Origin of the sequence: Afifella sp. H1R, from assembly GCF_021462425.1 — a bacterium.
Lineage (GTDB): Bacteria > Pseudomonadota > Alphaproteobacteria > Rhizobiales > Afifellaceae > Afifella > Afifella aestuarii.
In genome coordinates this window covers 23,762-47,823 of the sequence record NZ_JAKEDY010000004.1, presented here as the reverse complement: position 1 = coordinate 47,823, position 24,062 = coordinate 23,762, and the positions used below count along the sequence as shown (strand labels likewise).

At 63.0% G+C, this 24,062-nt stretch carries 20 protein-coding genes; 10 read left to right on the top strand and 10 right to left on the bottom strand.

Annotation, left to right across the window (positions count from 1 at the left end; all coding sequences use genetic code 11):
• Window positions 1-47 precede the first annotated feature (47 nt).
• The 10 genes from L0F51_RS19620 to tssH all read right to left on the bottom strand — a co-directional run bounded on the left by L0F51_RS19620 (window position 48) and on the right by tssH (window position 12,191).
• Complete coding sequence (locus L0F51_RS19620) at window positions 48-1,097, bottom strand: hypothetical protein (RefSeq protein WP_234630863.1); 1,050 nt, start codon at window positions 1,095-1,097, stop codon at window positions 48-50.
• 11 nt (window positions 1,098-1,108) lie between these two features.
• On the bottom strand, window positions 1,109-2,140 hold the full coding sequence (locus L0F51_RS19615) for a DUF2169 domain-containing protein (RefSeq protein ID WP_234630862.1): 1,032 nt from the start codon (window positions 2,138-2,140) through the stop codon (window positions 1,109-1,111).
• A 6-nt stretch (window positions 2,141-2,146) separates the two neighbouring features.
• On the bottom strand, window positions 2,147-2,395 hold the full coding sequence (locus tag L0F51_RS19610) for a hypothetical protein (RefSeq protein ID WP_234630861.1): 249 nt from the start codon (window positions 2,393-2,395) through the stop codon (window positions 2,147-2,149).
• A gap of 782 nt (window positions 2,396-3,177) precedes the next feature.
• Entirely contained in the window at window positions 3,178-3,486 is a 309-nt protein-coding gene (locus tag L0F51_RS19605) for a hypothetical protein (RefSeq protein ID WP_234630860.1), read from the bottom strand.
• A 55-nt stretch (window positions 3,487-3,541) separates the two neighbouring features.
• The gene (locus tag L0F51_RS19600) at window positions 3,542-4,666 is read right to left on the bottom strand and encodes a hypothetical protein (RefSeq protein WP_234630859.1); all 1,125 of its coding nucleotides are present in this window, start codon (window positions 4,664-4,666) and stop codon (window positions 3,542-3,544) included.
• A 106-nt stretch (window positions 4,667-4,772) separates the two neighbouring features.
• The gene (locus L0F51_RS19595) at window positions 4,773-5,918 is read right to left on the bottom strand and encodes a hypothetical protein (protein WP_234630858.1); all 1,146 of its coding nucleotides are present in this window, start codon (window positions 5,916-5,918) and stop codon (window positions 4,773-4,775) included.
• 6 nt (window positions 5,919-5,924) lie between these two features.
• On the bottom strand, window positions 5,925-8,090 hold the full coding sequence (locus tag L0F51_RS19590) for a type VI secretion system Vgr family protein (protein ID WP_234630857.1): 2,166 nt from the start codon (window positions 8,088-8,090) through the stop codon (window positions 5,925-5,927).
• Between the two features lie 76 nt (window positions 8,091-8,166).
• Window positions 8,167-8,757 carry a hypothetical protein gene (locus L0F51_RS19585; RefSeq protein ID WP_234630856.1) on the bottom strand — a complete coding sequence of 197 codons (591 nt, stop codon included), beginning with the start codon at window positions 8,755-8,757 and terminating at the stop codon, window positions 8,167-8,169.
• Between the two features lie 113 nt (window positions 8,758-8,870).
• On the bottom strand, window positions 8,871-9,347 hold the full coding sequence (locus tag L0F51_RS19580; protein WP_092809956.1) for a type VI secretion system tube protein Hcp: 477 nt from the start codon (window positions 9,345-9,347) through the stop codon (window positions 8,871-8,873).
• A 45-nt stretch (window positions 9,348-9,392) separates the two neighbouring features.
• The gene (tssH, locus tag L0F51_RS19575; RefSeq protein WP_234630855.1) at window positions 9,393-12,191 is read right to left on the bottom strand and encodes a type VI secretion system ATPase TssH; all 2,799 of its coding nucleotides are present in this window, start codon (window positions 12,189-12,191) and stop codon (window positions 9,393-9,395) included.
• A gap of 257 nt (window positions 12,192-12,448) precedes the next feature.
• Here tssH and tssA point away from each other — a divergent pair, with 257 nt between their 5' ends.
• Genes tssA through tssK form a run of 10 tightly spaced genes read left to right on the top strand, consistent with a single transcriptional unit; the run spans window position 12,449 to window position 24,061 of the window.
• On the top strand, window positions 12,449-13,567 hold the full coding sequence (tssA, locus tag L0F51_RS19570) for a type VI secretion system protein TssA (protein ID WP_255701555.1): 1,119 nt from the start codon (window positions 12,449-12,451) through the stop codon (window positions 13,565-13,567).
• A 53-nt stretch (window positions 13,568-13,620) separates the two neighbouring features.
• Window positions 13,621-14,148 (top strand): type VI secretion system contractile sheath small subunit, encoded by a 528-nt coding sequence (tssB, locus tag L0F51_RS19565; RefSeq protein WP_234630853.1) that lies wholly within the window; start codon window positions 13,621-13,623, stop codon window positions 14,146-14,148.
• 17 nt (window positions 14,149-14,165) lie between these two features.
• On the top strand, window positions 14,166-15,644 hold the full coding sequence (gene tssC / locus L0F51_RS19560; protein ID WP_128293171.1) for a type VI secretion system contractile sheath large subunit: 1,479 nt from the start codon (window positions 14,166-14,168) through the stop codon (window positions 15,642-15,644).
• A 56-nt stretch (window positions 15,645-15,700) separates the two neighbouring features.
• The gene (gene tssC / locus L0F51_RS19555) at window positions 15,701-17,101 is read left to right on the top strand and encodes a type VI secretion system contractile sheath large subunit (protein WP_234630852.1); all 1,401 of its coding nucleotides are present in this window, start codon (window positions 15,701-15,703) and stop codon (window positions 17,099-17,101) included.
• Window positions 17,098-17,928, top strand: coding sequence for a type VI secretion system accessory protein TagJ (locus L0F51_RS19550; RefSeq protein ID WP_234630851.1), 831 nt, complete (start codon window positions 17,098-17,100; stop codon window positions 17,926-17,928). The genes tssC (L0F51_RS19555) and L0F51_RS19550 overlap by 4 nt, the downstream gene beginning before the upstream one ends.
• Complete coding sequence (tssE, locus tag L0F51_RS19545; protein ID WP_234630850.1) at window positions 17,921-18,430, top strand: type VI secretion system baseplate subunit TssE; 510 nt, start codon at window positions 17,921-17,923, stop codon at window positions 18,428-18,430. Before L0F51_RS19550 ends, tssE begins: the two co-directional genes overlap by 8 nt.
• Window positions 18,423-20,198, top strand: coding sequence for a type VI secretion system baseplate subunit TssF (gene tssF / locus L0F51_RS19540; RefSeq protein WP_234630849.1), 1,776 nt, complete (start codon window positions 18,423-18,425; stop codon window positions 20,196-20,198). The genes tssE and tssF overlap by 8 nt, the downstream gene beginning before the upstream one ends.
• On the top strand, window positions 20,195-21,229 hold the full coding sequence (tssG, locus tag L0F51_RS19535; RefSeq protein WP_234630848.1) for a type VI secretion system baseplate subunit TssG: 1,035 nt from the start codon (window positions 20,195-20,197) through the stop codon (window positions 21,227-21,229). The genes tssF and tssG overlap by 4 nt, the downstream gene beginning before the upstream one ends.
• Window positions 21,219-22,724, top strand: a complete 1,506-nt coding sequence (locus L0F51_RS19530) for an FHA domain-containing protein (RefSeq protein WP_234630847.1) — start codon at window positions 21,219-21,221, stop codon at window positions 22,722-22,724. Before tssG ends, L0F51_RS19530 begins: the two co-directional genes overlap by 11 nt.
• On the top strand, window positions 22,721-24,061 hold the full coding sequence (gene tssK, locus L0F51_RS19525) for a type VI secretion system baseplate subunit TssK (protein WP_128293154.1): 1,341 nt from the start codon (window positions 22,721-22,723) through the stop codon (window positions 24,059-24,061). Before L0F51_RS19530 ends, tssK begins: the two co-directional genes overlap by 4 nt.
• The last annotated feature ends 1 nt before the right edge of the window (window position 24,062 follow it).

The following is a 24,062-nucleotide window of genomic DNA, read 5'->3' as shown; positions in this document are numbered from 1 at the left end:
CGAATGCTTGTGGCACAGCGTCAGCTCGTTCACGGCGACGGTTTCCTTCATGACGCGCTCTCCATGGACAGCACCGGTTGCCGATAGCGTTCGATCAGGGCGACGGCGCGCAGGCCGTCGAACTGGCTGGTGGAGATCAGGGTGGTTTCGGAGGCTTCGCGTCCGCCGTCTTCGACCGTCTGTCCCGGCGGCTGATCGTTCAGCGCCAGCGCCGCCATCAGCATGCCCGTCGCTGCCCCGCAATGGCCGGCGGTGAGCGGCGGCGTCTCGAAGTCGGCCTCCAGCCGATCGGGCAAAGGCGGCGCGGCGGACAGGACGACCGCCAGCTCCTCGGCACGCCAGCGCTCGCCGTTGAGATCGACCATCAGGCGATCCGGCATAGAGCGGGCGAGCGCGATGGAAACGGCTCTGGCGAGAGGGCGCCCGATCAGACCTTGCGGCCGCCGCACGTCCTCGCTCTCCCGCCCCGGCCATGCTGCCAGGACCCGACCGAGCAGCCGCGGCGGCCGGGCAGCGCTTGCTTCAGCGAGATAGAACAACACCGCCGCCTCCGACGGGATCACCCCGTGCGGCTGTTCGCGGGTGAGCAACCTGTTGTCGAGCGCCAAGCGGTCGAGCAGCTCGGCATGCAGGAAGCTGTCGAGAGCGGCCACGATCACCGCCTCCTGCTTTTTTTCTCTGATCGCCAGGATGCCGCGCGCCAGCTCGGCGAGCGCCATTGCATCTTTCGCCGAGACCAACTCGACGCTGGCGACGAGCGAGGGCCAGGTGGCAGCGATCCATTCTGACAACCGAGTGGCGATAGGATTGTCCGTCAGCCAGGCTGGGATCAGCAGGCGCAGCGGCGTCGGCTTGACCCACGACCCGAGTTGATCGGAAAGGTCCGCCGCCGCCGTCCCGAAAAGCCGCTGCAGACGGACCTCGAAATTGCGAATCTCGTGCGCGGCAAACACCGGCGCGATGCGCAGCGAGAGGCCATCGGGACCGATCAGATCGTCGGTCTTGACGAAGGCACGTACGCCCTCGCGGTAAGCGGCCGATGCCGCCTCGAAGCTGTGGCCGATCGAACAGCACAGACCGACGCCGACTATGGCCACGCCATCCTCCGTCATCGCGCGACCCCCGACATCTGCCGCAGCCTGACCGTGCTGCCGTCCAGCTCCATGTCGCGCCCGTTACAGGGCACATGGGCGTTCCAGACCATTTCGACCCTCTTTGCCTCCGTGTCGAGGCAGACGGAGATCAACCGGAAACGATGATCGATCGTTTCGCGCCCGAGTCGCGTGCGGGCCTCCAGGATCAGCTGCGGCAGCCGGAACTCGAAGAGGCCGTCCGGGTGGAGATTGATCGCGCGAATCCTCTCACCCCCCTTCAAGCCGAGGACCTGGTCGTCGGGCGCCGCCTGATGGAACCGCTCGTCGAAGTCTTCCGGCAGAAGCGGGCTGCGCGTGGCGCGCCAGGCCTCGTCATAGGTGCCGGCGTGATCGCGCCGGGGCTGCCAATACGGCTGAACCGGGCCGAAGCCGAAAGGCGCGGGCAAGGGGCGGCCGACGTCGATCCGCTCAGACGCGTTTTCGATGGATGGCAGATCAAGTTCCGTCGCATCTGGCAGCTTCGCCCATTGCGCAGTCCAGCCCTTGCCAACGGGATTGGCGAGATTGACCGCGTCTTCGCCCTCATGCGTCTCGGCGAGCGGATCGCGTCCTCCGAGGCTGTTGCGCCAGGTGAGCCGGACGCCGCCGAAGGGCTCGGGCCCTTCGATCACCGCACGACGACGCGCAACGTGCAGCTGCCGCTTGCCGCAGACGAAAGCGCGCTTTTCGAAGCCAGCGACCGCAACGCTCGCCTCGAATGCGGTGGCCTCAGCCGCGTCGGGAAGGCACGCAACGCCCTTGACGATGAAGTCGGCGCGCCGCCGAAACGGGCAGAGATCGGTTTCGGCAGCCAATTCTGCAGCCTCGTCGTCATCATATTCGGGCGCCAGACGAACCGGTTTTTGCGCCTCGGCGACCGAGACGAAGCCATCCTCGCGAATGTCGAAGATCGCACGCACACCCACGACCCAATGCTCCGCGCCATCGCGGTCGCGAACGAAATAGCCCTGACTCTCGAAAGGCGTTTGATGGTCGACCGACCACATGTCAGATCAGTTGAGATCGATGAAGGCGGCGTCTAGCGCGATGTCGCGCTCGGCCGATTGGACGATCCGCGTTCCTGAAACCCTGACCAGGCCGTCGGAGCGCAAGACGACATTCGACTTGCCATTACGAATGCTCAATGTGCCGGCAGCCTGGTCGATCTCGATCATCTCGGCGAGAGCGACGATTTTCGACCAAAAATCCATATTATCCGCCATGGCGGGATCGAATTCGTCGGGTTTCGGCAGATCAGTCATGTTCCTGCACCTTTCTGTTCGGCGTGGTATTCCTGAGGCGGCTCAAAACCCGCTCATGCCGACGATTTGCCGCCTGATTTTCACACCTGATCTGAGCGCTTATTGAGAGCAAAGCTAGGCTGATAGGGAACGCGCATCATTGAACGCCCAAAGCTTCGAACTGCCGTGCGAGATTTACGGTGTTCGCTTGGCGCCATTTGCCGATCTCTGTGCCGAGCGCATCGATGGAAGCCTTTTCATCCGCGGTCAGAATGTCCTTGGTAGCGGGGCTCGGTGAGCGCTGGCACGCTATTGAAGATGACCACAGTCTGACCGTTGACGTTGTGAAGCCCGATGCTCCATCTCAGCCAAGTCCATGGATCGGCCTCCTGTCCCAATTGTGTCCGAAGAAGACCGCTCTCGAAGGGACCATCGGTCACTTGTCCGTCCATAGGGGTCACCACGACCTCCAAATCGGACTTGCCGTCCGATGTAAGCAGTTGCGCCAGATACTTGCGGAAGCGCTCGAAACTCTCTTGCGTGATTGGCTCACGATCGAATTTGCACCGGAAAAATCGGGCTCGATTACTTCCATTTCGCTCTCGCTGCAGACTTTCGATACACGACCCGATTCGGAAATCGAGACTTTCTCGGCCATCGTATTCTCTTGTGCCGCACCTGCTGTGCAGAAGCACATGCTCACCAATAAAACTGCCAATAAACCGATGTCACCCTTGCGATGCGCTGCTGACATGACACTGGCCTCCAGTGTATCCGGGTCGACCGCTGTCGGAAGAGCCTGCCTACGGCGTGCTGTCCGAGGTGGAGCTTGCACCCGAGGCGACACGTCTCGGTACCCGCTGCGCCCGCAAGATGTGCTTCCAGATCGTTCCGCCAAAGAAACGGTTAAGAATGACGTAGTAAGCGACGACCCCTGCAAACAGCAGAAATGCTGGTCCGCCTTCAAGTGAAAAGCCTTTCTCAGTAAGTCCGCCTGTCGCCCATGCCACGAGAAAACCAAGGCCAAGAAAGGCCGTGAAGAAGTCGAGGATGAATGCCAGGACGACGCGCCAGGTCGCCACGGCATGTCGGGATGTCTCGGGTTCGCTCAATTTCGATACTCCTTCTCGCAATGCTTAGTCTGATGCGTTTTCGTACATCCAAGCGCTACTGGCCGCTCTCGCTCATCCGCTCCCAGTACGATTTCACACCTTTGCGCAATTGTTCCTCGACAAGCGTCGGATGAAGCGCTGCGCCGCGGTGAACCATGTCGGTCGGGTAGGCGGCGATCGCGGCATAGCCGGCCACTTGACCGCCCTTCACCGTGAGAAACACGCTCGTGCCAGCCGGCATGCCAAGCTTCGGGAAGTCAACCTTGAACGAATAGTAACCGTTGAAGTCCACCAGCCCGTCAAACTCCGAAAAGCGGCCAGCGCTCATCAGCTCCATCTCGCGCGGCTGATCGGGCAGGACGTTGTCGAGGAACATCCCGACGAGAACCTGCGCGAGCTCTGGCGCACTCTCTTCGTCAACCTCGCGGGATCGACCGGGCTTGAGCGAAAACAGCATTGCACCGCTGTTCTGCGCCTCGTCTGCGCCGTCGACATAGAACCTATAGACACCCTTGTTGGCATCGTCGCTGGTGATCGGAAGCACCCGCCAAGCCGGAGGCAGATTGACCATGATCGCACCAGGCCGGCCGGCGACGGCGGGTACATCCATGTTGTTCTCCTTGAAAGACGCCTGGACCGGATCCTCGGCCATGTCCTCGTCGAACATCAAGGACCCGACGAAGGCGGCCACTTGGGCGCCGAACGTCCCCCAACCCGCCTCGGGCCCGTCGGCCCGTATGATCAGGAGTTCGTCGCCGCGGCGGAAGACCGAGATGCGAGTGAAATCCTGTCCATCCTCGCTCTTGCGCCCGGTCATCACCTCGCCAAAGGTGGCCGTGTGTGGCTGCACCCCGAAATTGAGCGGCCCCCACTCGGCGGCGAGGAAGCGTCCGTAGTCGGCCGCGAGGCCAACCTTTTCCGGAACAATCTTCGCGGCGTAAACGTGGATTTCGCCGAGATCCCGATTAGCGGGATCATAGCCGAGATCGACCTCTTTGAACTTCGTGAAGAGGCCGGCCGGATCGAATTGCGACACCGCCTCCTCCCTCTCGTTCCAGATGAAGCCGTCGAGCTTGGCGGTCCGAAAATCGAGATGATCGAACCCCTCTATGGGAAACGCGGCTGCGGTTTCACGCCGATCCTCCAGCGCGAGAAGCCTGTCGGTCTGATCCTGTGCCATAAGGGCCCCGTGTTTCGTCAAAAGTACGATGCTGCCGAGCACAAGGGCGCTGGCGAGTCTCCCAAATCTGCTCTCACATCGCATGCGTCGTCTCCAGATAGCCTGTTCAAAGGCCAAACCAGCCCAGCACCTTGTCGACGCCGATGGCACTACCTTTGACTTTGGCGCTTGCCCCAACCCCAAAACCTATCTTGGCGCCAGCCTCGGCGCTCGCCGTCCCATCCTTATAGCCCGCCTCGGCTTCGACGCCCGCCTGTGCACCGACCGAAAGGCCGACCTCTCCGCCGACGCAGAGCCCTATCTCCCACTCCTCGCCCAAGCCCTCATAGTCCTCTCCGACGATCCAATTATAGGCGCTCACCCCGAGATTGGCGGCGCGACGGGGGGTGAAACAAGTCTCGCCGCTAATCTCGCCCTCGATAATGTTACCGCTGCCACTTAGCTTGAGCCCGAGCGTCGCTTCCTCGGGAGAAAGTACCACTTCGACGGTGGCTTCGGCGTCAGCCTTCGCGACTGCACCGCGAGCATCCCCTCGGACGAGACCATCCTGGTTGGTCTCGACGCTGCCTTCCATCATCGACGCTTCAGCGTCCGCGCCGGCGTGAAGCTTCAAGCCCTTGTTGCCGACGGAGGCGGAGGCATCATAGCCAGCCTCCGCGCTAAACACACTGCCTTTGCCGGAGAAGCTGCTGTTCTCATCGCCGAAGGAGCCTTCCTCGAGGATCGCCGAGACCTCATCCTCAACCTTGCCTTCGACAACCGTGACCTCGGCTTCCTCCCATTTGCCGCCGAAATCGGAGTCGACCTTGTGCTTGCTTTCCGAGGTTGTCTCGCCAGTCCTCAGGTCACGGGTGGTCTTGGTGCTGTATTCATCGCCAACGCCGAGCTCCTTGGTGTCTCGCTCGCCAGACGGTCCGTCGAGTGAGAGGTCCGGCCCTTCCTGCTGCTCCTCCCTGTCGTCGCCTTCTTCATCTTCATCGACAGAGTCTTTCTTCGGCGGAATAACGTGGTTTGCCTCCAGCCCCTGCACATACTCCTGCAAGGCCTCAAGATCGGTCTCCTCGATCTCCTGTCGATTGGGCACCCGCATGGGTCCGGCACCGTGTGGTTGCCACATTGACGGATCGTAAAGCCACTTCCGGCTCAGCGGGATGTCACTGCCGTTCATACGCCGCGCTGCATCGATTCCATCGATCGACGGAGGACCACGCAAGATTTGGGCGTCTTCGAAAACGCCGCCGAGTTTTGGCATCTGACGTTACTCGTTCAAATCGATGCTATCGGCAGCGAGCTTAATGCGCTTGCCGACGATCAAAATGTCCCCTTCCTTTGACATCGACAGCATCGAGTTCTTACCAACTTTGATTGTCAATTGCTCTCCCACGCGAATGTTGTGGACCTGCCCAATATCCATGTCGTAGCGCTTTCGCACAATGAGGCTCATCGCTCTGCCGACCGTCTGCTGAAAGGTGTGGCCAACCACTGTAGACTTCACTACGCCAACAATTTCGGATGAGGCACCGTTAACAACTTCAGACTTGTTCTTCTCCACGAACATTTGGAAATTGCCCTTCGCGAATTTAAACGGATCCGGAATTTTAATTTTTTCCATGACAGCACCAGCGAAGTCGAAGATAGTCTTTGTCTTCTCGGAGATCAGAGCAGAGAGCGGGTTGTTGCCGACGGCAATCGACATGTTGCCGGCAACGAGTTCATCGTGGTCGCCGCCGATCTGGATGGACTTGTCGCGTCCCACGACTTCCGACTGATCATTGCCAGTCCGTCGGTTGCGGTCGTTCTGAACCTCGACGTTCATGTCCTTCTGGGCATGCATAAACACTTCTTCGCGCCCCGCCTCATCCTCGAAGCGGAGCTCGTTATAGCCGGTGGCCTTGTGGCTTTTCGTCTTGAACACACTGCGTGTCTTATTGGCCGGCAGATCGTAGGGCACGGCCTGCTGCGGGTTCGGCACCAACCCCGTAATCAGCGGACGGTCGGGGTCGCCGTCGATGTAGGAGACCATCGCCTCCATGCCGATGCGCGGGATGATCTGGCCGCCCCAGGTGCCGCCGGCCCAGCTTTGCGAGACACGCACCCAGCAGGTGTCCGAGCCGTCCTTCTTCGCCCGCCGGTCCCAGGGGAACCACAGTTTGACCCGGCCGTACTGGTCGCAGTGGATCTCCTCGCCTTCCGGGCCCGCGACGATGCCCACCTGCGCCCCCTCGATGCGCGGGCGCTTCGTCGCGCGGTGCGGCGTCAGCGGAATGCGCGAGGGCATCGCTTCGAATTCGTTGCGGTATTCCGGCTCGTCCTCCGCCGTCTCGTAGGAGCGGTCCACCACCTGGTGCACCGCGCGGATCACCACATGCTCCTCGTAGCGCTTTTCCGGATGGGCCACTTCATAGGGCGCAAACCGCCGCCCGGGCTCCACCACGCGGATGTTGGAGGCCGCCTTGACCCGGTCGTGATCGGCCTCCGACGCCTGCATGCGGAGCTTTTCCATGCGCTCATGCGCGGCCACATCCATGGCGCGGGCCGGATATTCATAAAGCTCGCGTCTGGCATTCTCCGGCAGCTCGACGAGCGAGGGCGTCTCCGCCGAGGGCACCGTGTTCGGCGTCTCGAAATTCCAGTCGGCGCCGGAGCGTTTGCCCGAGACATAGGAATAGCGCCGCCGCCATGCGTCGATGTGGTTGCGGTCGGAGGACCCTTGCGCGATGCGCATCGCCGCCTCGCCTTGAGCCGCGGCCGACGGCTTCGACCAGGCGCTCTGGTGGTCGCCCACCATCAGCTTGTGCCGGCCCTCCTCGTGCTCGAACCAGTAGAACAGGCCGTCTTCTTCGAAGCGGCGCAGCACATAGGCGAGGTCCGTCTCGTTCCATTGCACCGAATAATGCTGCGCAGGCGGATTGAGGATCACGCCGGAAAAATCCGGCGCCGTCAGCCCATGCTCGGCAAACAGGAGCTCGGCCACCTCCATCGCCGTCTTGTCGAGAAAAATGCGACAGTCGGAGCGCCGCGACAGAAGCCACATTTCGGGGCGCAGCGTCAGCGTGTAGGAGCGCACGCCGCGGGTGACCATCGGGCCCTCGTCAAGATCGGTGACGAGCGCGTTGAACGGCCGGCGGATCTTGGAATCCTCGCCGCCCCCGCCGCCGAAGCCGCCGCCCTCCTCACCGGCGCCCTGCTGGATCTCCACCAGCACATCGATCCGCCGGCCGATCAGCTCGCCCGGCTCCACCGCCTCGCGCTTGGCCCTGACCACCAGCTCGATGGAGAAGAGCTCGTTCACCCCTTCGACGATCGTCGCGCGCTCCGGCAGAAGCACGTCCTCACCCAAGGGCGAGACCACCTTCAGAACACGCCCCGCCTGAATGAAATCCGAAGCCGAGCCCGTCTCGATCGTATCCGTCAGGTCGTCCATCACTTTCTCCAATTGGCGCGGGCCAGTCGACGTGGGCCAGTTGGCGCAGGCCGTTGCTCGCTGCGCGAGCCAGCCATCAGCCGAGCAAGGCCTCGCGATTGCCGAAGCGACGCAGGAACTCCGGCAACAGGCGCGCCCGCTCCGGGCTCTCGATCACCTCAAAGCGGCGCGTGCGCGTGTTGTAATAGGCGGCCGCGAGCGGCGGCAGGTCGCCGCGTTGGACGAACGGCACCATCGGGTTGCCGTAAAGCACCTTCTCGGGCGCCGGATCGTCGCCGACGAGATCAATGAAGGGGGTGGCGAAGTCGACGAGCTTCTTCTGCATGGCGATGGCCACGACGACGTTCTTCTTGCCCGTATAGGCGCTCAGCACCGAATAGTTGCCGTTCGGACGACTGGTGATCTGCTCGCCGGGCTTCAGCCATTCGGTGACGAATTCACGGATGCCCGGCATGTGATCGAGCCGGCGTCCTTCGAAATAGACGTCCTCGGCTTCGACCATCGTATAGACGTAGCGCATGATCTGCAGATGCAGCGTCCTGGCGACGGTGATGCCGCGCGTCTTGAGGCTGGGACCGGCCATATTGGCCACGCTTTCCGTCGACGTGTATTCGACGATGAGGTGCTGCGCGGTCGGCGACACCTTCTGGATATCATCAAGCGCCATCGCGAATGGCCTCCCTTCGATCAACGGGACATTGCCCACGCGCTGTGCGGCCGCGGGGCAGGTAGCCGGCCGCCAGCCTCATGCCGGCGACCGGAGATCGGTTGAGGCAGACGTTACGCCGCCTTCGTCGTCGCCAGATCGTAGGATGCGATCATCGGCGATTGCGGCGTCTGGTTCTCGTCGTACGGCGTGTACTTCACTTCCATCTTGGTGAAGTTCAGCTTGATCGTCTCCACCGGGCGATCGCCCGAGGAATCGATCGAATAATTCGCGATCAGCGTGTTGGTCAGCGTGTATTCGAGATAGGTGTTTCCGGGATTACCCGTCGTCACCATGTGGATCGTCGCCCGCTTGCCGGTGGACCCGGAGCAGGCCTCCTGGAACAACTTGGTCGCCGAGGAATCGCTCACCTTGGTCAGAACGACTTCCGAAACGGTCGGCTCGGAGGCCTCGCGGTTCGCAGCCGAGCCGGCCGACGTGTTCATGTTGCGCGACACGTTCCAGTGGATCGCCTCGATATCCATCCACTTGCGATGCTGTTCGTGGGTCGCATCGCCCTGGATACCGTCGATTTGGAGATAGATGGGCATGACGTCGTACTCTCCTGTGGTCCTCTTTGACACGAAAAGAAACTGTCAGGACGCGGATGCCTGACGGCGTTTTGCGACGTCCGGCGCGCCCAACTCGGCGTCCGGCATCGCGCGCTTCGACGGCTCGTCTCTCGAACCGGCGAATTCTTCTTCTGGCTCGACATAAACGGGATCGAGGCCGAAGCCCGCGGCGTCGTTATGGCTGACGCTCACGCGACGAATGCGGCGGCCTTCCAGCATCGACTGCAGAAAGAGGCTCGAAATCTGCGGCAGAAGATCCCGGCCGATCATTGCCTCGATCACGCGCGCGCCCATCTCGGAAACGCGTGCGGCCGAAACCAGCCGCTTGCGGGCCGAATCGCTCAGGATGAGATCGGCGCCGTAGCGCTCCTCCACGCGCACGCGGATTTTTTCCAGCTGCAGCGCCACGATTTTGGCAAGTGCCGCCTCATCCAGCGGGAGGTAGGGAAGAATGGTGGTGCGCCCGAGAAATGCCGGCTTGAAGTGCTTCTTCAATTCCCCGGCGATGAGGGCCTCGAGCGCGTCCCCGGTCGGCATGGTGTCCGGATCTTCGGCCAGCTGAGACAGAAGCTCCGCACCGCTGTTTGCGGTCATCAGGATGGTCGTGTGCTTGAAGTCGACATCCCGGCCTTCGCCGTCGCGAAGCACGCCCTTGTCGAAGACCTGGAAGAAGATGTCCTGAACGCCCGGATGGGCCTTGTCGATCTCGTCGAGGAGAAGAACTCCGTAAGGCCGCCGCCGCACCGCCTCGGTCAACACGCCGCCTTCGCCATATCCGACATAGCCGGGAGGCGAGCCGAGCAGCATCGAGACCTTATGCTCCTCCTTGAACTCCGACATGTTGATGGTCGTCATGTGCTGCGGGCCGCCGTAGAGAAGATCGGCCAGAGCCAGCGCCGTCTCGGTCTTGCCGGTGCCAGACAGACCGACGAGGAGGAACACTGCAGGCGGGCGGCGCGGATCCGACAATCCGGCACGCGCAGAGCGCATTGAGGCTGCGATCCGGTCGAGAGCCGGATCCTGGCCGATGATGCGTTCCTTCAGCCGCTCGTCCAGCGACCTGACCGTGGCGATTTCATCGGCCAAGAGCTTGCCGACCGGAATACCCGTCCAGCGCGCGACGACGGCGGCGACGGTCTCGCCGTCGACGACACGCGGCACCAAGGGGTCGGCCCCGGCCTCTTCCTTGATCCGCCGCTCGGCATCGGCGAGCGCAGCCTGGAGCGCATCGTGATCCTGCTCGCCGTCCAAAGGCAAGGCCACGATTGCGTCGTCATTCCGCGCTGCACGCCGAGGTGGGGCGCCGTCCCCCGAACCGCTCTCCCTGCCCGGCTCGGAACGCGCGAGCAACGCCTCGATCCGGTCGGCATCGTCAGCGAGCCGACGTTGGGCCTCATAGCGTCGCTCAACCTCGGCAATGGTCTCTTCAAGCTCGCTCTGCCGCGCCAGAATGGCGGCGAGCCGCTCGCTCGCTTCGGTGTTCGCCGGCTCGCGCGAAAGCCACCGATGTTCGGCGTCGAGACGCTGTTTCTCAGCTTCTGCCGCGCGGATCGGATCCGGCGGGCCGTGACGGCCGAGCGCAACGCTCGCGGCCGCCGTGTCGATGAGGCTGATCGCCTTGTCCGGCAATTGCCGGTCGGGGATGTAGCGCGCAGACAACGAGACGGCGGCGGCCAGCGCGCTGTGGCGGATGACCACCCCATGGTGCGCTTCGAAACGATCGGCGATGCCGCGGAGCATAGCGACGGCACGGCCTTCGTCTGGCTCATCCACCTTGACGGCCTGAAAGCGGCGGGTCAGAGCCGCATCCTTTTCGATATAGCGCTTGTACTCGGAGAAGGTGGTCGCTGCGAGCGTGCGGAACTCGCCGCGCGCCAGCGCGGGTTTCAACAGATTGGCCGCATCGCCTTGGCCAGCCTGGGCGCCCGCCCCCATCAGCATGTGCGCTTCGTCGATGAACAGAATGATCGGCTCGGGGCTCGCCTTCACGGCATCGATCACACCGCGCAGCCGCCGCTCGAACTCACCTTTGATCCCGGCACCGGCCTGCAGGAGGCCGAGATCGAGAGACAAGAGACGGACGTCGGCCAGCTGTTCGGGTAGCGCACCGGAGACGATCTCGAGCGCCAGCGCTTCCGCGATCGCCGTCTTGCCGACACCCGCCTCGCCGACGAGAATCGGGTTGTTCTGACGCCGCCGCATCAGGGCGTCGACCACCTGCCGCAGCTCGCGCTCTCGGCCGATCACCGGGTCGATCCGCCCTTCGCGGGCCGCCCCCGTCAGATCCTGAGTGTACAGAGCCAGAAAATCGTCGCCCGTCCCGGCTCTCGCCGCCAATGGCAGGGCGCGCGCTTCCTCCTGATCGCCTCTTGCCGCCAGAAGTTCAGCGTCCAGCGCCTCGCTCGACAGCGCCCTCAAGGACGGTACGGCTCCTCGCAGAATCGCCCGCAACGTCGGCTCATCCAGGAGTGCCGCGAGCAAATCACCCGACGCGATACGCGATCGACCATATTGCAAATTGGCGAGCGTAAAAGCTTCCCGCGCCCAAAGGATGAGGTTCGGCGAAAGCGTCAGCGATTGTCCGTCGCCTCGTGGCAAATCGTCGAGGGCGGACGTCAGTTCGCGGCGCGCCGATTCAACTGAAACGCGATTACGATCAAGCAGTTCCTGCACTTCCCGCTCATCGAGCAGGGCGGAAAGCCAGTGAGGGATGTCCACGGTCACGTTAGATGATCCGGCCGCGATTACAGCAGCTCTCTCCAGAGATGCCCGGCAAACCGAATCTAACTTCTCTATAATTTTATCTATGCTGATCCGCGACATGGATAAATCACTCGCCCCCCAGTCAGGCCGCTATCATCGCGGGCAGCCCATTTCAAGAATATGGCAGAATTAAAAAACTCCAAGATATTTTTTTTGTGAAGCCCGTCTTTACTGACGAGATATTGGCGATAAAACAATCTTTCTTGAGCTTCTGTGCAGCGACGTTTTCGCCGCTTCGGAGCCCATGTGTCGGAAGGGTCGCTCTTTGACGGCCTCCTCGATTAGGTTGCGCTGTAATCCGAGGTTGCATCGTGCGTTTGGACATTCCTGCCATCATGGCCACTTTCGATTCGCGAACGCCATGCGGTGGGAATCCACGCAGATCGCCGGACACGCGAGAGCTCTATTACCGGATCAAGGACAGCCGGAACGCCGCTCGCAGCGAAGAACGCTCGATCGCGCCCAGCGAGCCCATCCGGCTATCTCCAAAATGGCGCGAGGTTCATGACCTCGCCAACGACATCCTGATCAACCGCGCGAAGGATCTCGAAATCCTCGCCTGGCTCGCCGAAGCTCAACTGCGGCTGGAGGGCTTCGCGGGGCTGCGCGACGTCTTCACGGCGATGACAGCGCTCGTCACAGACCATTGGGATGATCTGCACTCGGTCGGTGATGGCGAATTGGAGGACAAGGTGGCTCCACTGGCCGGCTTGAACGGCATCGGTGGCGAGGGCACCCTGATTCAGCCTGTCCGCCTCACCCCTCTCATTCCAGGAGCACATTTCGGCGAGCACAGCCTATGGGATTACCAGCTGTCGCAACGCGACGACAGCGCCGACCGGAAGGAGGCGCTGGACGAAGCGGTCAGCGAAGCCGGAACCGGCGCGATGGCCACCCGCCATCGAGAAGCGACGGAATGCCTTGCCGCATTCAACCAACTGGTGGCGGTCGTCGATGAGCGGTGCGGCGCCGGTGCTCCGCCCAGTTCCAACACGCGCACTGTCCTCGCCGAGGCAGCCGCTGCCATTCGTGTCCTCGCCAACCTCCAAGACGATCGCGCAGCCGCGTCCGATGAAACCGGCGCGCGCCCCTTTTCAAATGCAAACGAAGAAATCTCGCCGAGCACGTCCGGCAATGGTGCGGATCAATCCGATGGCGCTGTCGAGCTGTCGGCGCCCAGGATTGGATCTCTGGTCATCGGATCACGCGATGAGGCGTTTGAGGCGTTGGGGCTGATCGCCCGGTATTTCCGCAGGAGCGAACCCCACTCGCCCATTGCGGCCTCGATCGAAACGCTGGTGCGCCGTGGGCGGATGGATTTCGTCGATCTGCTCGGCGAGCTTCTGCCCGATCCGGCAACTCGCAAGCAGGTGCTTACGGCTGCCGGCATCCAGCCGCCCAAAGCTGGGGCTGAGAACGGCGAGGCCGCATCGTGACCATGGCCAGCACGTCGTCGCGACGTCCATCAATCTCTTGAAGGAGCGAACCAATGGAAAGCGTTCACCAGAAACTGGAAAGGGTCCGCAAGCCGAGAGTCCACATCAAATACGAGGTGGAAACCGAAGGCGCGATGGTGGTCAAGGAGCTGCCTTTCGTCGTGGGTGTCCTCGGGGACTTTTCCGGCGATCCGACCGAACCTCTGAAGCCGTTCGGCGAGCGCAAGTTCGTGCAGATCGATCGCGACAATTTCGACGAGGTGATGCGGCGCATGACGCCCGGCCTCAACCTCTCGGTCGAGAACACGCTGGCGGACGACGGCACCGACATGCAGGTGTCGCTGCGCTTCGATAGTCTTGCCGACTTCGAGCCAGGCGCAGTCGTCAATCAAGTACCTGCACTGAAGGCTTTGCTCGATGCCCGCAATGAATTGCGCGACCTGATGAGCAAAGCCGATCGCTCCGAAGACCTGGAGCGTCTTCTGGAAGACGTTCTGCAGAACAAGGGCGACCTCGACAAGCTTGTCGGCGAATTGTCCAATCGTCGACGGGCCGAGGCGAGCAGCAGTGAGCCAGAATAAGTCGAGGGAGACCTGACATGAGCCAGGAAACGCAACTGGAGCCGAAGGCTGAGGTCGCGGTCGAGGAGGAAAATCTTCTTGCCAAAGTCGTCTCCGCCACCCGGCAGACGACGCCCGACCGTGCGGAAAACCTCTTGCGCACCCTGACAGATCAGGCGCTCAAGGGAACGGTCGTCTACGATCGCAACCTCACCGTCACCCTGAACAAGGCGATCGCCGAGATCGACCGCGTCATTTCGCGTCAGCTCGCCGCCATCATGCACACGCCGGAGTTCAGCAAGCTCGAGGGGACGTGGCGTGGCCTCCACTATTTGGTCAAGAATTCCGAGACCAGCGCCAATCTCAAAATCCGCGTCCTCAACGCGACCAAGCGGGATCTGACGCGGGATCTCGACAAGGCCGTGGAATTCGATCAGTCGCTGCTTTTCAAGTCGATCTACGAAGACGAGTTCGGCACGCCCGGCGGCGAGCCCATGGGTGCACTCGTCGGCGACTACGAGTTCGACAATTCATTCGAGGACGTACAGCTCCTACAGGGCATCTCGGCAATCTCGGCCGCCTCGTTCGCGCCTTTCATCGGAGGCGCCAGCCCAAAGATGATGGGCTTCAACGATTTCCGGGAGCTGGCTCGTCCGCGAGACCTCGAAAAGATCTTCGAGACCGTGGAATACACGAAATGGCGCTCCTTCCGCGAAAGCGACGATTCTCGCTTTGTGGCGCTTGCCATGCCTCGGGTTCTCGCCCGAATGCCTTACAGTCCTGAGACCGTGCGCATCGACGAATTCGCGTTCGACGAGACGGATGGCGCGAAGGGCGCAGAACTTCCTCACGACCATTATTGTTGGATGAACGCCGCTTATGTCATGGGCACGCGGCTCACCGACGCCTTTGCAAGAAGCGGCTGGTGCACAGCGATCCGCGGCGCGGAGAACGGCGGCAAGGTAGAAAACTTGCCGACCCACGTCTTCGCCAGCGACGACGGCGACATGGATTTGAAGTGCCCGACAGAGGTCGGGATCACCGACCGCCGCGAAGCCGAACTCGGCAAGCTCGGTTTCCTGCCGCTGTCGCACTACAAAAACACGGACTATGCGGTCTTTTTCGGCGCACAGACGGCCCATAAGCCGAAGATCTACGACCTGCCCAGTGCCACGGCCAATGCAGCGATTTCGGCACGCCTTCCCTACATGATGGCGACGTCGCGCTTTGCCCATTACCTGAAGGTGATGGGTCGGGACAAAATCGGTTCTTTCATGGAGGCCGACGACGTCGAAAACTGGCTCAACCGTTGGATCTCGAATTATGTGAACGCCAACGAGGAAGCCGGCGAAGAATCGCGCGCGAGCTATCCCCTGCGCGAGGCGAGGGTCGAGGTTCGCGAGGTGCCGGGGCGGCCTGGCTCCTACAATGCGATCGCTCATCTTCGACCCTGGCTCCAGCTTGAAGAGCTGACGACGTCATTGCGCATGGTCGCGCGTATTCCATCGAAAGGTTAGCGGCTCAATTTGGACCGGCAGCCTTGGCGCCGGTCCAACCAGTCGCGGGGGGCGACATGGATACGACCGGCAATTTGGAATGGCGCAGCGATGTCAGCCGGCTGATCGCGCGCATCGACATTGCTCTCGAACGCCAAGTGAACGCCATTCTCCATCATCCGCAGGTCATGGAGATGGAGGCGCGCTGGCGCGGCCTCGCTCTTATCGTGCGCACGGCAGCGCGCAGCGAGGAGGTCAAGGTGCGCGTCATCTCGGCAAGCCGCCGAGAATTGGCACGCAGTCTGGAGCGGGCCGGCGATTTCGACCAGAGCCATCTCTTCGAGCTCGTCTACAGCCGGGAGTTTGGCATGCCGGGGGGTGAGCCGTTCGGCCTTCTGATCGCCGACTACATGATCTCACCCGAGGACAAAAGCGAAGACGGCGACCCCGTAGGGATGCTGACCGCCCTTGCAAGCGTCGCCGCCGCGGCGTTCTGCCCGGTTATCGCCGGAGCGTCGCCCGAGGCGACCGGGCTCGGCCATTTCCGCGACCTCAATCGCGTTCAGAATCTGGCGCAAGCTCAGAACGATCCCGCAATGATCCGCTGGAACACGCTGAGAGCGCACGACGACGCGCGCTTTCTCGGACTGGTGGCGCCGCGCGTCCTCCTGCGTCAGCCGCACCGGGCCTACGATCGACGCCGCGACGACGGCTTTCCATTCCGAGAGACAATTGCCGCCGATGCCTCGACCCTTCTCTGGGGCAATGGCGCCTTCGCCTTTGCGGTCGTCGTGATCCGCACGTTTATCGAGACCGGCTGGTTCGCGGATCTTCGGGGCGTCAGCCAGGACCGAGTCGATGGCGGCATGCTCGGGGCAACCGAGCTTCCGCCTTATGACTTCGGCACAGAGAGCGGCGGCCTCTCCGCGCAATCGCCCGTCGAGGCGCGCATCACCGTGCGTCACGCACAGCAATTGTCCGATCTCGGCATCGTGCCAATCGAGACCACCTATCTGTCGTCCAATATCGTCTTCAACTCCAACCAATCGCTGCATGCTCCGCCGCACCATTCCAGCGAGAGCGCCCGACAGAATGCGCGGCTGGCGGCAATGCTGCAGTATGTGCTCTGCGCCTCGCGCTTCTCGCATTATTTGAAAGTGATCCTTCGCGACGAGATCGGCCGCCTGTCCGATGCGGCGACGATCCAACGACGGCTCGCGGACTGGTTGGCCGGCTATACGCTCGGCAATGACGACGCCAGCAGCGAGCTGCGCACGCGCTTTCCGCTACGCTCGGCCGGGATCGAGGTCGGCAACCTTCCGGGCAAACCGGGCAGCTACATCTGCACCGTGCGCCTGCAGCCTCATTTCCAACTCGACGACGTCACCACGAGCTTCCACCTCGTCGCCGAAACCGAGGCCGAGACCGCGCGATCTCAAAGCGGGGAGGCAGCTCCCGAGGAAAGGGTCTTCGCATGACGATTGCCGACGCAGTCGCGGACTATCTCGACAAAAATGCTCTCGGAGAGGCGATAGAGCATGCGGGTGCAGCAGTCCGCGAAGCTCCGCAAGACCGAAAGACACGCGTCCTCTTCATCGACCTTCTCATTCTCGCCGGGGCCTATGAACGCGCCGACAAGCAATGCGCTTTGGCCACCTCCCTCGATCCGGAAGACGCGGTTGGCCTGGCCCGGCTCAGGGCCGAGTTACGCGCCATGGCGGCGCGCGACGCTTTTTTCGAAACCGGCGCCGTGCCTGACTTTCCGGGCGCGCCAAGTCCGTGCGACCAGCTCGCGTTGAAGCTCTCGATCGCTCATCGAGATTCCGATCGCGACACGGCTTTGGCCATCCTGGACGCCCTGGAGACGGCTCGCGGCGCCCGAGCGATGACGGTCAACGGAAAAGCTGTCCAGGATTTCCGGGATTGCGACGATCGTATCCCGCACGCCCTCGAGGTCCTGACCTCCGGCGGCGCCTATCTGTGGGTCGATTTCGAGCGCATTCAGGCACTTTCATTGGCGCCGATGACGCGGCCGCGGGATCTCGCGTTCCGACCTGCAGAACTCGGCCTCACCGATGGCAGCGTCGGACCGGTTCTCCTGCCGATGATCTATCATGGCTCAGGTGACGAGCCCGCGCTGCAACTCGGCTGGGAGACCGTGTGGGACGAATGCCCGAGCGGGATCACCGCCGGTCGAGGCCAGCGCTGTTTCCTTTCAGGCGATGCGCTCATGGCCGCGCGCGAGGTCGAAAGCCTCGGTCAGGCGGCTGGCGAGGCCGGCGCGGCGGAGGCAAGCTATGGCTGACCCTCTCGACCGTTTTGTGCCTGGCCGCGGCAGCATTTCGCAGCCCCTGCTCGACCGCCTGCTCGATGCCGAGCCCGATCGCATCGAAGACCAACCATTACGTCCGGTGGATGAAGTTCGCCGCCTGCGCGAAGCGATACGTCGTGATCTGGAGGCATTGCTCAATACACGCCAGCCCCCGGTTTCGCCGCCTCCCGGTCAGTCGCATCTGGACAGCGCGCTCACCTCCTTCGGCATCGAAGGCTTCGTCGGGGCCAGCCTCGGCTCGCCCGCCGCCAAGGCGCGTTTCGCACGGGCCATCGAACGGCGCATCGAACTCTTCGAGACGCGGCTGTCCAACGTCCAGGTCACCGTTCTCAAGGGCCGCGGCGACGGCGACCGCGCGTTGCGGATGCGCATTCAGGCTCACTTCCGAGTGAACGAGGCAATGCCGCCGATCCGCCTGGAATCGATGGTCGACCCTTCTACCAACCGCATCGAGCTCGAGGCGCCCGGTGACTGACGGTTTCTTCGCACGTTATAACGAGGAACTCGATGCACTGCGCCAGCGTGCCTCCCGCTTTACCGCGGCGTTTCCGAAAGTCGCCGGGCGCCTGCGACTGACCGGAGAGGTCGCCGACGATCCTCATGTGGAGCGACTGGTTCAGAGTTTCGCCTATTCGGCAGCACGCGTGCGCCAGAAGCTCGACGACGAGTTTCCCGAGCTGACTGACGGGCTGCTCGAAACTCTCTATCCGCACTACCTCGCACCGATTCCCTCCATGTCCGTGGTGCGTTTCGAGCCGGATGCCAATCTGGCGAATGTGCGTCTGATTCCACGCCATTCGGAGATCCGCGCGGAACCCGTGGGCGGAGAAAGCTGCCGCTTCCGCACCACGCAGGATGTTGCCGTCGCGCCGATCACACTCACTGCCGCGAGCCTCGCCGGCCAGCCGCTGGATGCGCCGGCTCCCCATCACGGGGCCGCCTCCTGTCTTCGACTGTCGCTGCGCGCTCGCAGCGGCCAGGGCGGCATTGCCGGCCTCGGCCTGGACCGGCTCCGCCTGTTCCTGGCAGCCCCTTGGCGTCAAGCAAGCGCCCTCGCCGAACTTCTGATGAACCACACGCTCGGAATAGCGCTCGCCCGACATTCGGGAGACACAGATCCGATACGTTTGCCGGCGTCGAACCTCAGCCCCATCGGCTTTGGCGAGGGCGAAGGAATGCTGCCCTATCCGGCCTCAAGTTTTGTCGGATACCGGCTGCTCACCGAATTCTTCGCCCTGCCGCAGAAGTTCCTGTTCCTCGATATTCGTGGAATCGACGCGTGGGCCGGAGATGCCGTCGAGATCTTTATCTATCTCGATCAGACGGATAGCGCACTCGAACAATCTGTCTCGGCCCGAGACTTCGTTCTCAATGCCTCCCCGGTGGTCAATCTGTTTCGCCAGAGCTGCGAGCCGATCACCCTCGATGGCACCCGCACCGAGTATCGTCTCTTGCCGGATTCACGCCGCCAGAAGACGCGCGAGATCCAGTCGATCGACAGCGTGAGCATCAACGAGCGGAGCGGCGCCAGCCACCAAAGCCAGCCATTCTTTGGGCGCACGCGCACCTCCGGGCCGCCGGTCTTCTGGCAAATCACTCGCCGCTTCGACGAAGAGGACCACACCAGCGACATCGACATTGCCTTTGTCGACGAAGCGCGGAGAGTGACCGGCCCGCTCGACGCGGTCGCGAGTGTAGAAGCTCTGTGCCTCAACCGAGACCTGCCCGAACATTTGCCTTTCGGCGGCGGACATCCTCGCCTTGAATTGGTGGATAGCACCGACGGTGTCGGTGCCGTGGAGGCGCTGTTTCCTCCGACCCCCTCGGTTCGCCTGACCGATAGCGATGGCCGCAACTGGCGCCTCGCCTCCCACCTTCTTCTGAACCATCTGTCTCTGGCCGATCGCGGAGGCGGCGCGCTTAAGGATGTCTTGAAGCTCTATGCCTTCCGCGACACTTCGGAAACACGTCAGATCATCGACTCGATCTCGGGGATCGAGGTGCGGAGCGCGACGGCGCGGATCGCCGGCGGCGGCATGGTTCCGGGTACGGAAATCGATCTGACGTTCGATCCTGCAATGATCGACAGGCCCTCGGCGTATTTGTTCTCCGCCGTGCTCGATCGTTTCTTCGGCCTCTATACCGCAATCAACAGCTACAGCCGCCTCACCGTTCACCTCAGGGGCCAATCGCGCCCGGTGGCCCGCTTCCCTGCCCGCGCCGCGGAAAGGCCGCTCATATGAGCGCCCTTCGCAAACCCAACAGCGTAGCGCCCGCGGCGACCGAACCAGCGGACGACATCTCACGCCTGCGCCAGCGACTGATCCAGGAGCCTGGGCTGTTCGAGCCCTCAACGGCGTTTCGTCTGGCGGTCGAAGACGCGGACGTTCACATCACGTCACCCTTTGGCGTGGCTCCAGCATCGGTGCCGGTTGTGCTGGACCAAGGCCGCAACGGCGCGATTGCCGCCACGCCTGTATCGGGCCTGATCGGCCCGCTCGGCGTATTGCCGCCATCCTATGACGAGGCGGTGATGCGCGAAGAGCGCAACCGCTCGCACGCCTTGCTTGCCTTTTTTGACGTTTTCGGTGCCCGCCTGGCAGCGCTCTTTTTCGCCGCGGCGGAGAAGTATCGCCTCGCCAGACGGCTGCGCTGGGGCGGGCGTGGCGCCGGCAACGCTTTCCTGACGGCACTATTCTCGCTGACCGGCTTCGGAACGCGCGGCCTCAAGGAGACGAGTGGCCTCGATACCGACGTGATCCTCCGTTTCGCCGGTTTCTTCGCGCAGCGCACCCGCAACGCTTCCAACTTGAGAGCCATGCTCGCCGACTTCACCGGTCTCCCGGTGAAGATCGAGCAATTCCGGCCACGCTGGCTCACCGTTGCCGAGCACGACCGTACAGCTCTTGGCCCGACCGCTCGCCTTGGCGTCAACACGATGGCCGGCACGGCCGTGAGAGACCGCTCCAGTGGGTTTCGGATCGTGCTCGGGCCGCTGGACTATCGCGATTATTGTGCGTTTGCGCCCGGAGGCGCAGCAGCCAGAGAGCTCGTGGCGTTGACGCGCCTTTTCGTCGGCATCGGGCTGACCTTCGACGTCCAGGTGGTCCTCAAGAAAGAGCAGGTCCCATTTTGCCAATTGGGTGGCGCGGGCGCCGCCCAACCGCGGCTCGGCTGGAACAGCTGGGCACGCGTTGCCCCGGCTGCGCGAGACAGCGACGAGGCTTTCTACACGGCGGAGGCCGGGGAGAAAGGAGCCTCACATGCGGCTTGAGTTACGACAGACCGCAGGGCAACCGGTTCGGGGATCGCGTCGGCCATGGACGTTCGAGCGCGGTCGTCGCAGCCTCGGCGGCAGTCCGGACTGCGATTGGGTCGTCGAGGATCAGGACGGGACGCTGTCCGATTTTCACTGCATCATCAGCCGTGACCGCTCATCCTTCGTCCTCGAGGACCGCAGCGCGCACGGGATCCGTGTCGACAGCAATCTGTTGCGCCAGGGCGAGACAGCGCGGCTCGCGTCCGGTTCTGTCATCGCGTTCGGCGCACTCGTCTTCGAGGTGGCACTTTACGGAGAATCCGAGCCTGATCTGGATGACCCTGACGCCGACTTACGTCTCAGCGACGAGGCGCCGACCATTTCGTCGATCCTGGCCGACGTGGCGCCGGGACGTCAGCGGGGAAGTGGCCTCAGCGGCGCCGCGGCTTGGGATGACGGCGAGGCCTCTAACCGTAAACGCAACAATGCGTCCGCCCGGCGGGACACGTTTACGGTCCCCTCCTCCCGCGAGGTTGAGATCGGCTGGAGCGGACCACCCGAAACAGACGCAACGCAACCGCTCCTGCCCAACGACTGGAATGCCGACGCTGGCGGCGATTATGCCAGCAACATCGAGCACCGGCCCGCGCTAAGCACCGCGGTTCCCCGCATGGGTGCAAGGCGCCGCCGCCGCAGGCCCGACCCGGCTGCTGATATTCCCGACGACGCCTTCGATGCGCTGGCGCCACCTAGACCGGAGCCGGGGGAGACGACTGCCGGTTCGACACCCGAGGAGCGCCCGACGCCTTCGACCTCCGAGCCGGATCACGCAACGGACCCACACGCGCCGTTGAGCGAAAGCGGCCCCGCCGGACCTGATCCCGACGGGACGCCGAATGCCCCGCCCCTGGCTGCGGAGGGGCAGACAGATCCGGGAGACACCACAGAACAGGCGATTGCCGATATTCTCGGACCGCCCCGGAAGACTGGTTCGGTCCCGGCGGAACGGCCCGATCAGCCGGCGCAGCGTGAGCAAAATGCGCAGACCGCCGAGCCGTCGCATCCCGGCGGCGGTTTTGGCCGTGGAGAAGCCACTTCTCACCTGCTGCCGATGCTGCGCGAGTGCGAAGATTCTCTCGATGAAATCTACCGTCTGTTCGGCCTTGAGATCAGTCATTCCGGCGCCGGGCCGTTTCCGCGGCAGACGGACATCGGCACCCGGATCGCGGCCCTGACACAACGCCAGACCATCCTCCGCGAGACGCTGGACCGGTTGCTGCGTGAGCTCGGACCGAGGCTGGAGCCCCGCGCGCTCGAAGCCCGTGTAGACGCCAGTGCGGGCACGGTCTTGCCGTGGCCACGCCGCGACTACTGGCGCGCCTACCGCGCACAGTTCCGACAGGATGGCCGCGACCTCTCAGTTCAGGAATTTCTAAAGTCTCTCATCGCAGGCGATGAAGACATCGATACCGCCAGTAGCGTCGAAGACAGGTTGAAGCGAAGCAGATGAAGGACGAAAACCGTGTCGCGTGGAGCGAGGGCATGTTCCTTCGCGTACAACACTTCCAGCAAGCGGACCGCTGGACGGAGCGCCTCGTGCGCACCTCCAGTCAGGAAACCGTGGCCTATCCCTGGGGTATCTCCGAGATCGAGATCGATCACGGCGCACTCGCTGTCGGCCAATTCGCCCTGTCCAGCGTCAGGGGCATCCTGCCCGACGGCACTCCGTTCGAGGCACCCGGCGATACCGATTTGCCCCCGCCGGTCGCGCTTGAAGAAACCGCAAAGCAGCAGGTCATCTATCTGGCGCTGCCCGGACGGCGCCCCGGCCGCGCCTATTCGGTCGTAGACGGCGGCGATGCGCGTGCTGGCGTCAGGCTCGCCGCTTCGAACTTCGACGCGCCCGACGCAAATCTCGATACGGACTTCATTGCACCGATCGATATCTCCCGACTGAACCTGCGTTTCCTGAAGACCGGCGACGAATTGGCCGGTTACGATCTCATCGGGTTGGCCCGTGTCGTCGAGGTTCGTTCCGACCGGGCCGTCATCCTCGATCCCGAATATCTCGCCCCGTCTCTCAACTGCGCGGCCGAACCGCGCCTCGCTGAGTTGATCCGAGAACTTCTGGGCATCGTGCGCCACCGCGCCGAAGCGATCGCAGATCGCATCGGTGATCCGACGATCCGCGGCACAGCCGAAGTTGGCGACTTCTTTCTCCTGCAGATTCTCAATCGCGCCGATCCCTTGCTTGCGCACATCGCCGCGAATGCGACCCGGCTTCATCCTCTCGTACTCTACGAATTCTGCATCGGACTGGCCGGCGAACTCGCCACCTTCACCACCGAGGACAAGCGCGCCGCCGAGTTTCCGCCCTATCGCCATGACGACCTCAAGGCGACATTTGCGGCCGTCTTCGACGATCTGCGCACGTCGCTCTCCGCAGTACTGGAGCAGACCGCCGTCGCCATCGATCTGGTCGAACGTCGGCACGGCGTCCGAGTGGGCACAATTCCCGACCGGTCGCTTCTGGCCAGTGCGGGCTTTGTCCTGGTGGTCGGCGCAGACATGCCGGGCGAGGAGATCCGTCGCAAGCTGCCCGCGCAGATCAAGGTCGGCCCGGTCGAGCGCATCGTCGAACTCGTCAACGTGGCCCTGCCCGGCATTCCGGTGCGCCCGCTGCCGGTGCTGCCACGTCAGCTGCCCTACCGCTCTGGCCGGGTCTATTTCGAACTCGACACTGGATCGCCGCTTTGGCGCCAGCTCGACACGTCGGCTGCCATCGCGCTGCATCTGGCGGGAGACTTCCCCAACCTTGAAATGGAACTGTGGGCGCTACGAGAATGAG

Bases quoted from the DNA above. Each gene is read 5' to 3' on its own strand.
- tssK (WP_128293154.1), top strand. From the start codon at position 22,721: ATGAAGGACGAAAACCGTGTCGCGTGGAGCGAGGGCATGTTCCTTCGC.
- L0F51_RS19610 (WP_234630861.1), bottom strand. From the start codon at position 2,395: ATGACTGATCTGCCGAAACCCGACGAATTCGATCCCGCCATGGCGGAT.
- tssE (WP_234630850.1), top strand. From the start codon at position 17,921: ATGGCTGACCCTCTCGACCGTTTTGTGCCTGGCCGCGGCAGCATTTCG.
- L0F51_RS19530 (WP_234630847.1), top strand. From the start codon at position 21,219: ATGCGGCTTGAGTTACGACAGACCGCAGGGCAACCGGTTCGGGGATCG.
- L0F51_RS19600 (WP_234630859.1), bottom strand. From the start codon at position 4,666: ATGGCACAGGATCAGACCGACAGGCTTCTCGCGCTGGAGGATCGGCGT.
- L0F51_RS19595 (WP_234630858.1), bottom strand. From the start codon at position 5,918: ATGCCAAAACTCGGCGGCGTTTTCGAAGACGCCCAAATCTTGCGTGGT.
- L0F51_RS19550 (WP_234630851.1), top strand. From the start codon at position 17,098: ATGACGATTGCCGACGCAGTCGCGGACTATCTCGACAAAAATGCTCTC.
- tssB (WP_234630853.1), top strand. From the start codon at position 13,621: ATGGAAAGCGTTCACCAGAAACTGGAAAGGGTCCGCAAGCCGAGAGTC.
- L0F51_RS19615 (WP_234630862.1), bottom strand. From the start codon at position 2,140: ATGTGGTCGGTCGACCATCAAACGCCTTTCGAGAGTCAGGGCTATTTC.
- L0F51_RS19585 (WP_234630856.1), bottom strand. From the start codon at position 8,757: ATGGCGCTTGATGATATCCAGAAGGTGTCGCCGACCGCGCAGCACCTC.
- L0F51_RS19580 (WP_092809956.1), bottom strand. From the start codon at position 9,347: ATGCCCATCTATCTCCAAATCGACGGTATCCAGGGCGATGCGACCCAC.
- tssC (WP_234630852.1), top strand. From the start codon at position 15,701: ATGGATACGACCGGCAATTTGGAATGGCGCAGCGATGTCAGCCGGCTG.
- tssH (WP_234630855.1), bottom strand. From the start codon at position 12,191: ATGTCGCGGATCAGCATAGATAAAATTATAGAGAAGTTAGATTCGGTT.
- tssG (WP_234630848.1), top strand. From the start codon at position 20,195: ATGAGCGCCCTTCGCAAACCCAACAGCGTAGCGCCCGCGGCGACCGAA.
- tssC (WP_128293171.1), top strand. From the start codon at position 14,166: ATGAGCCAGGAAACGCAACTGGAGCCGAAGGCTGAGGTCGCGGTCGAG.
- L0F51_RS19590 (WP_234630857.1), bottom strand. From the start codon at position 8,090: ATGGACGACCTGACGGATACGATCGAGACGGGCTCGGCTTCGGATTTC.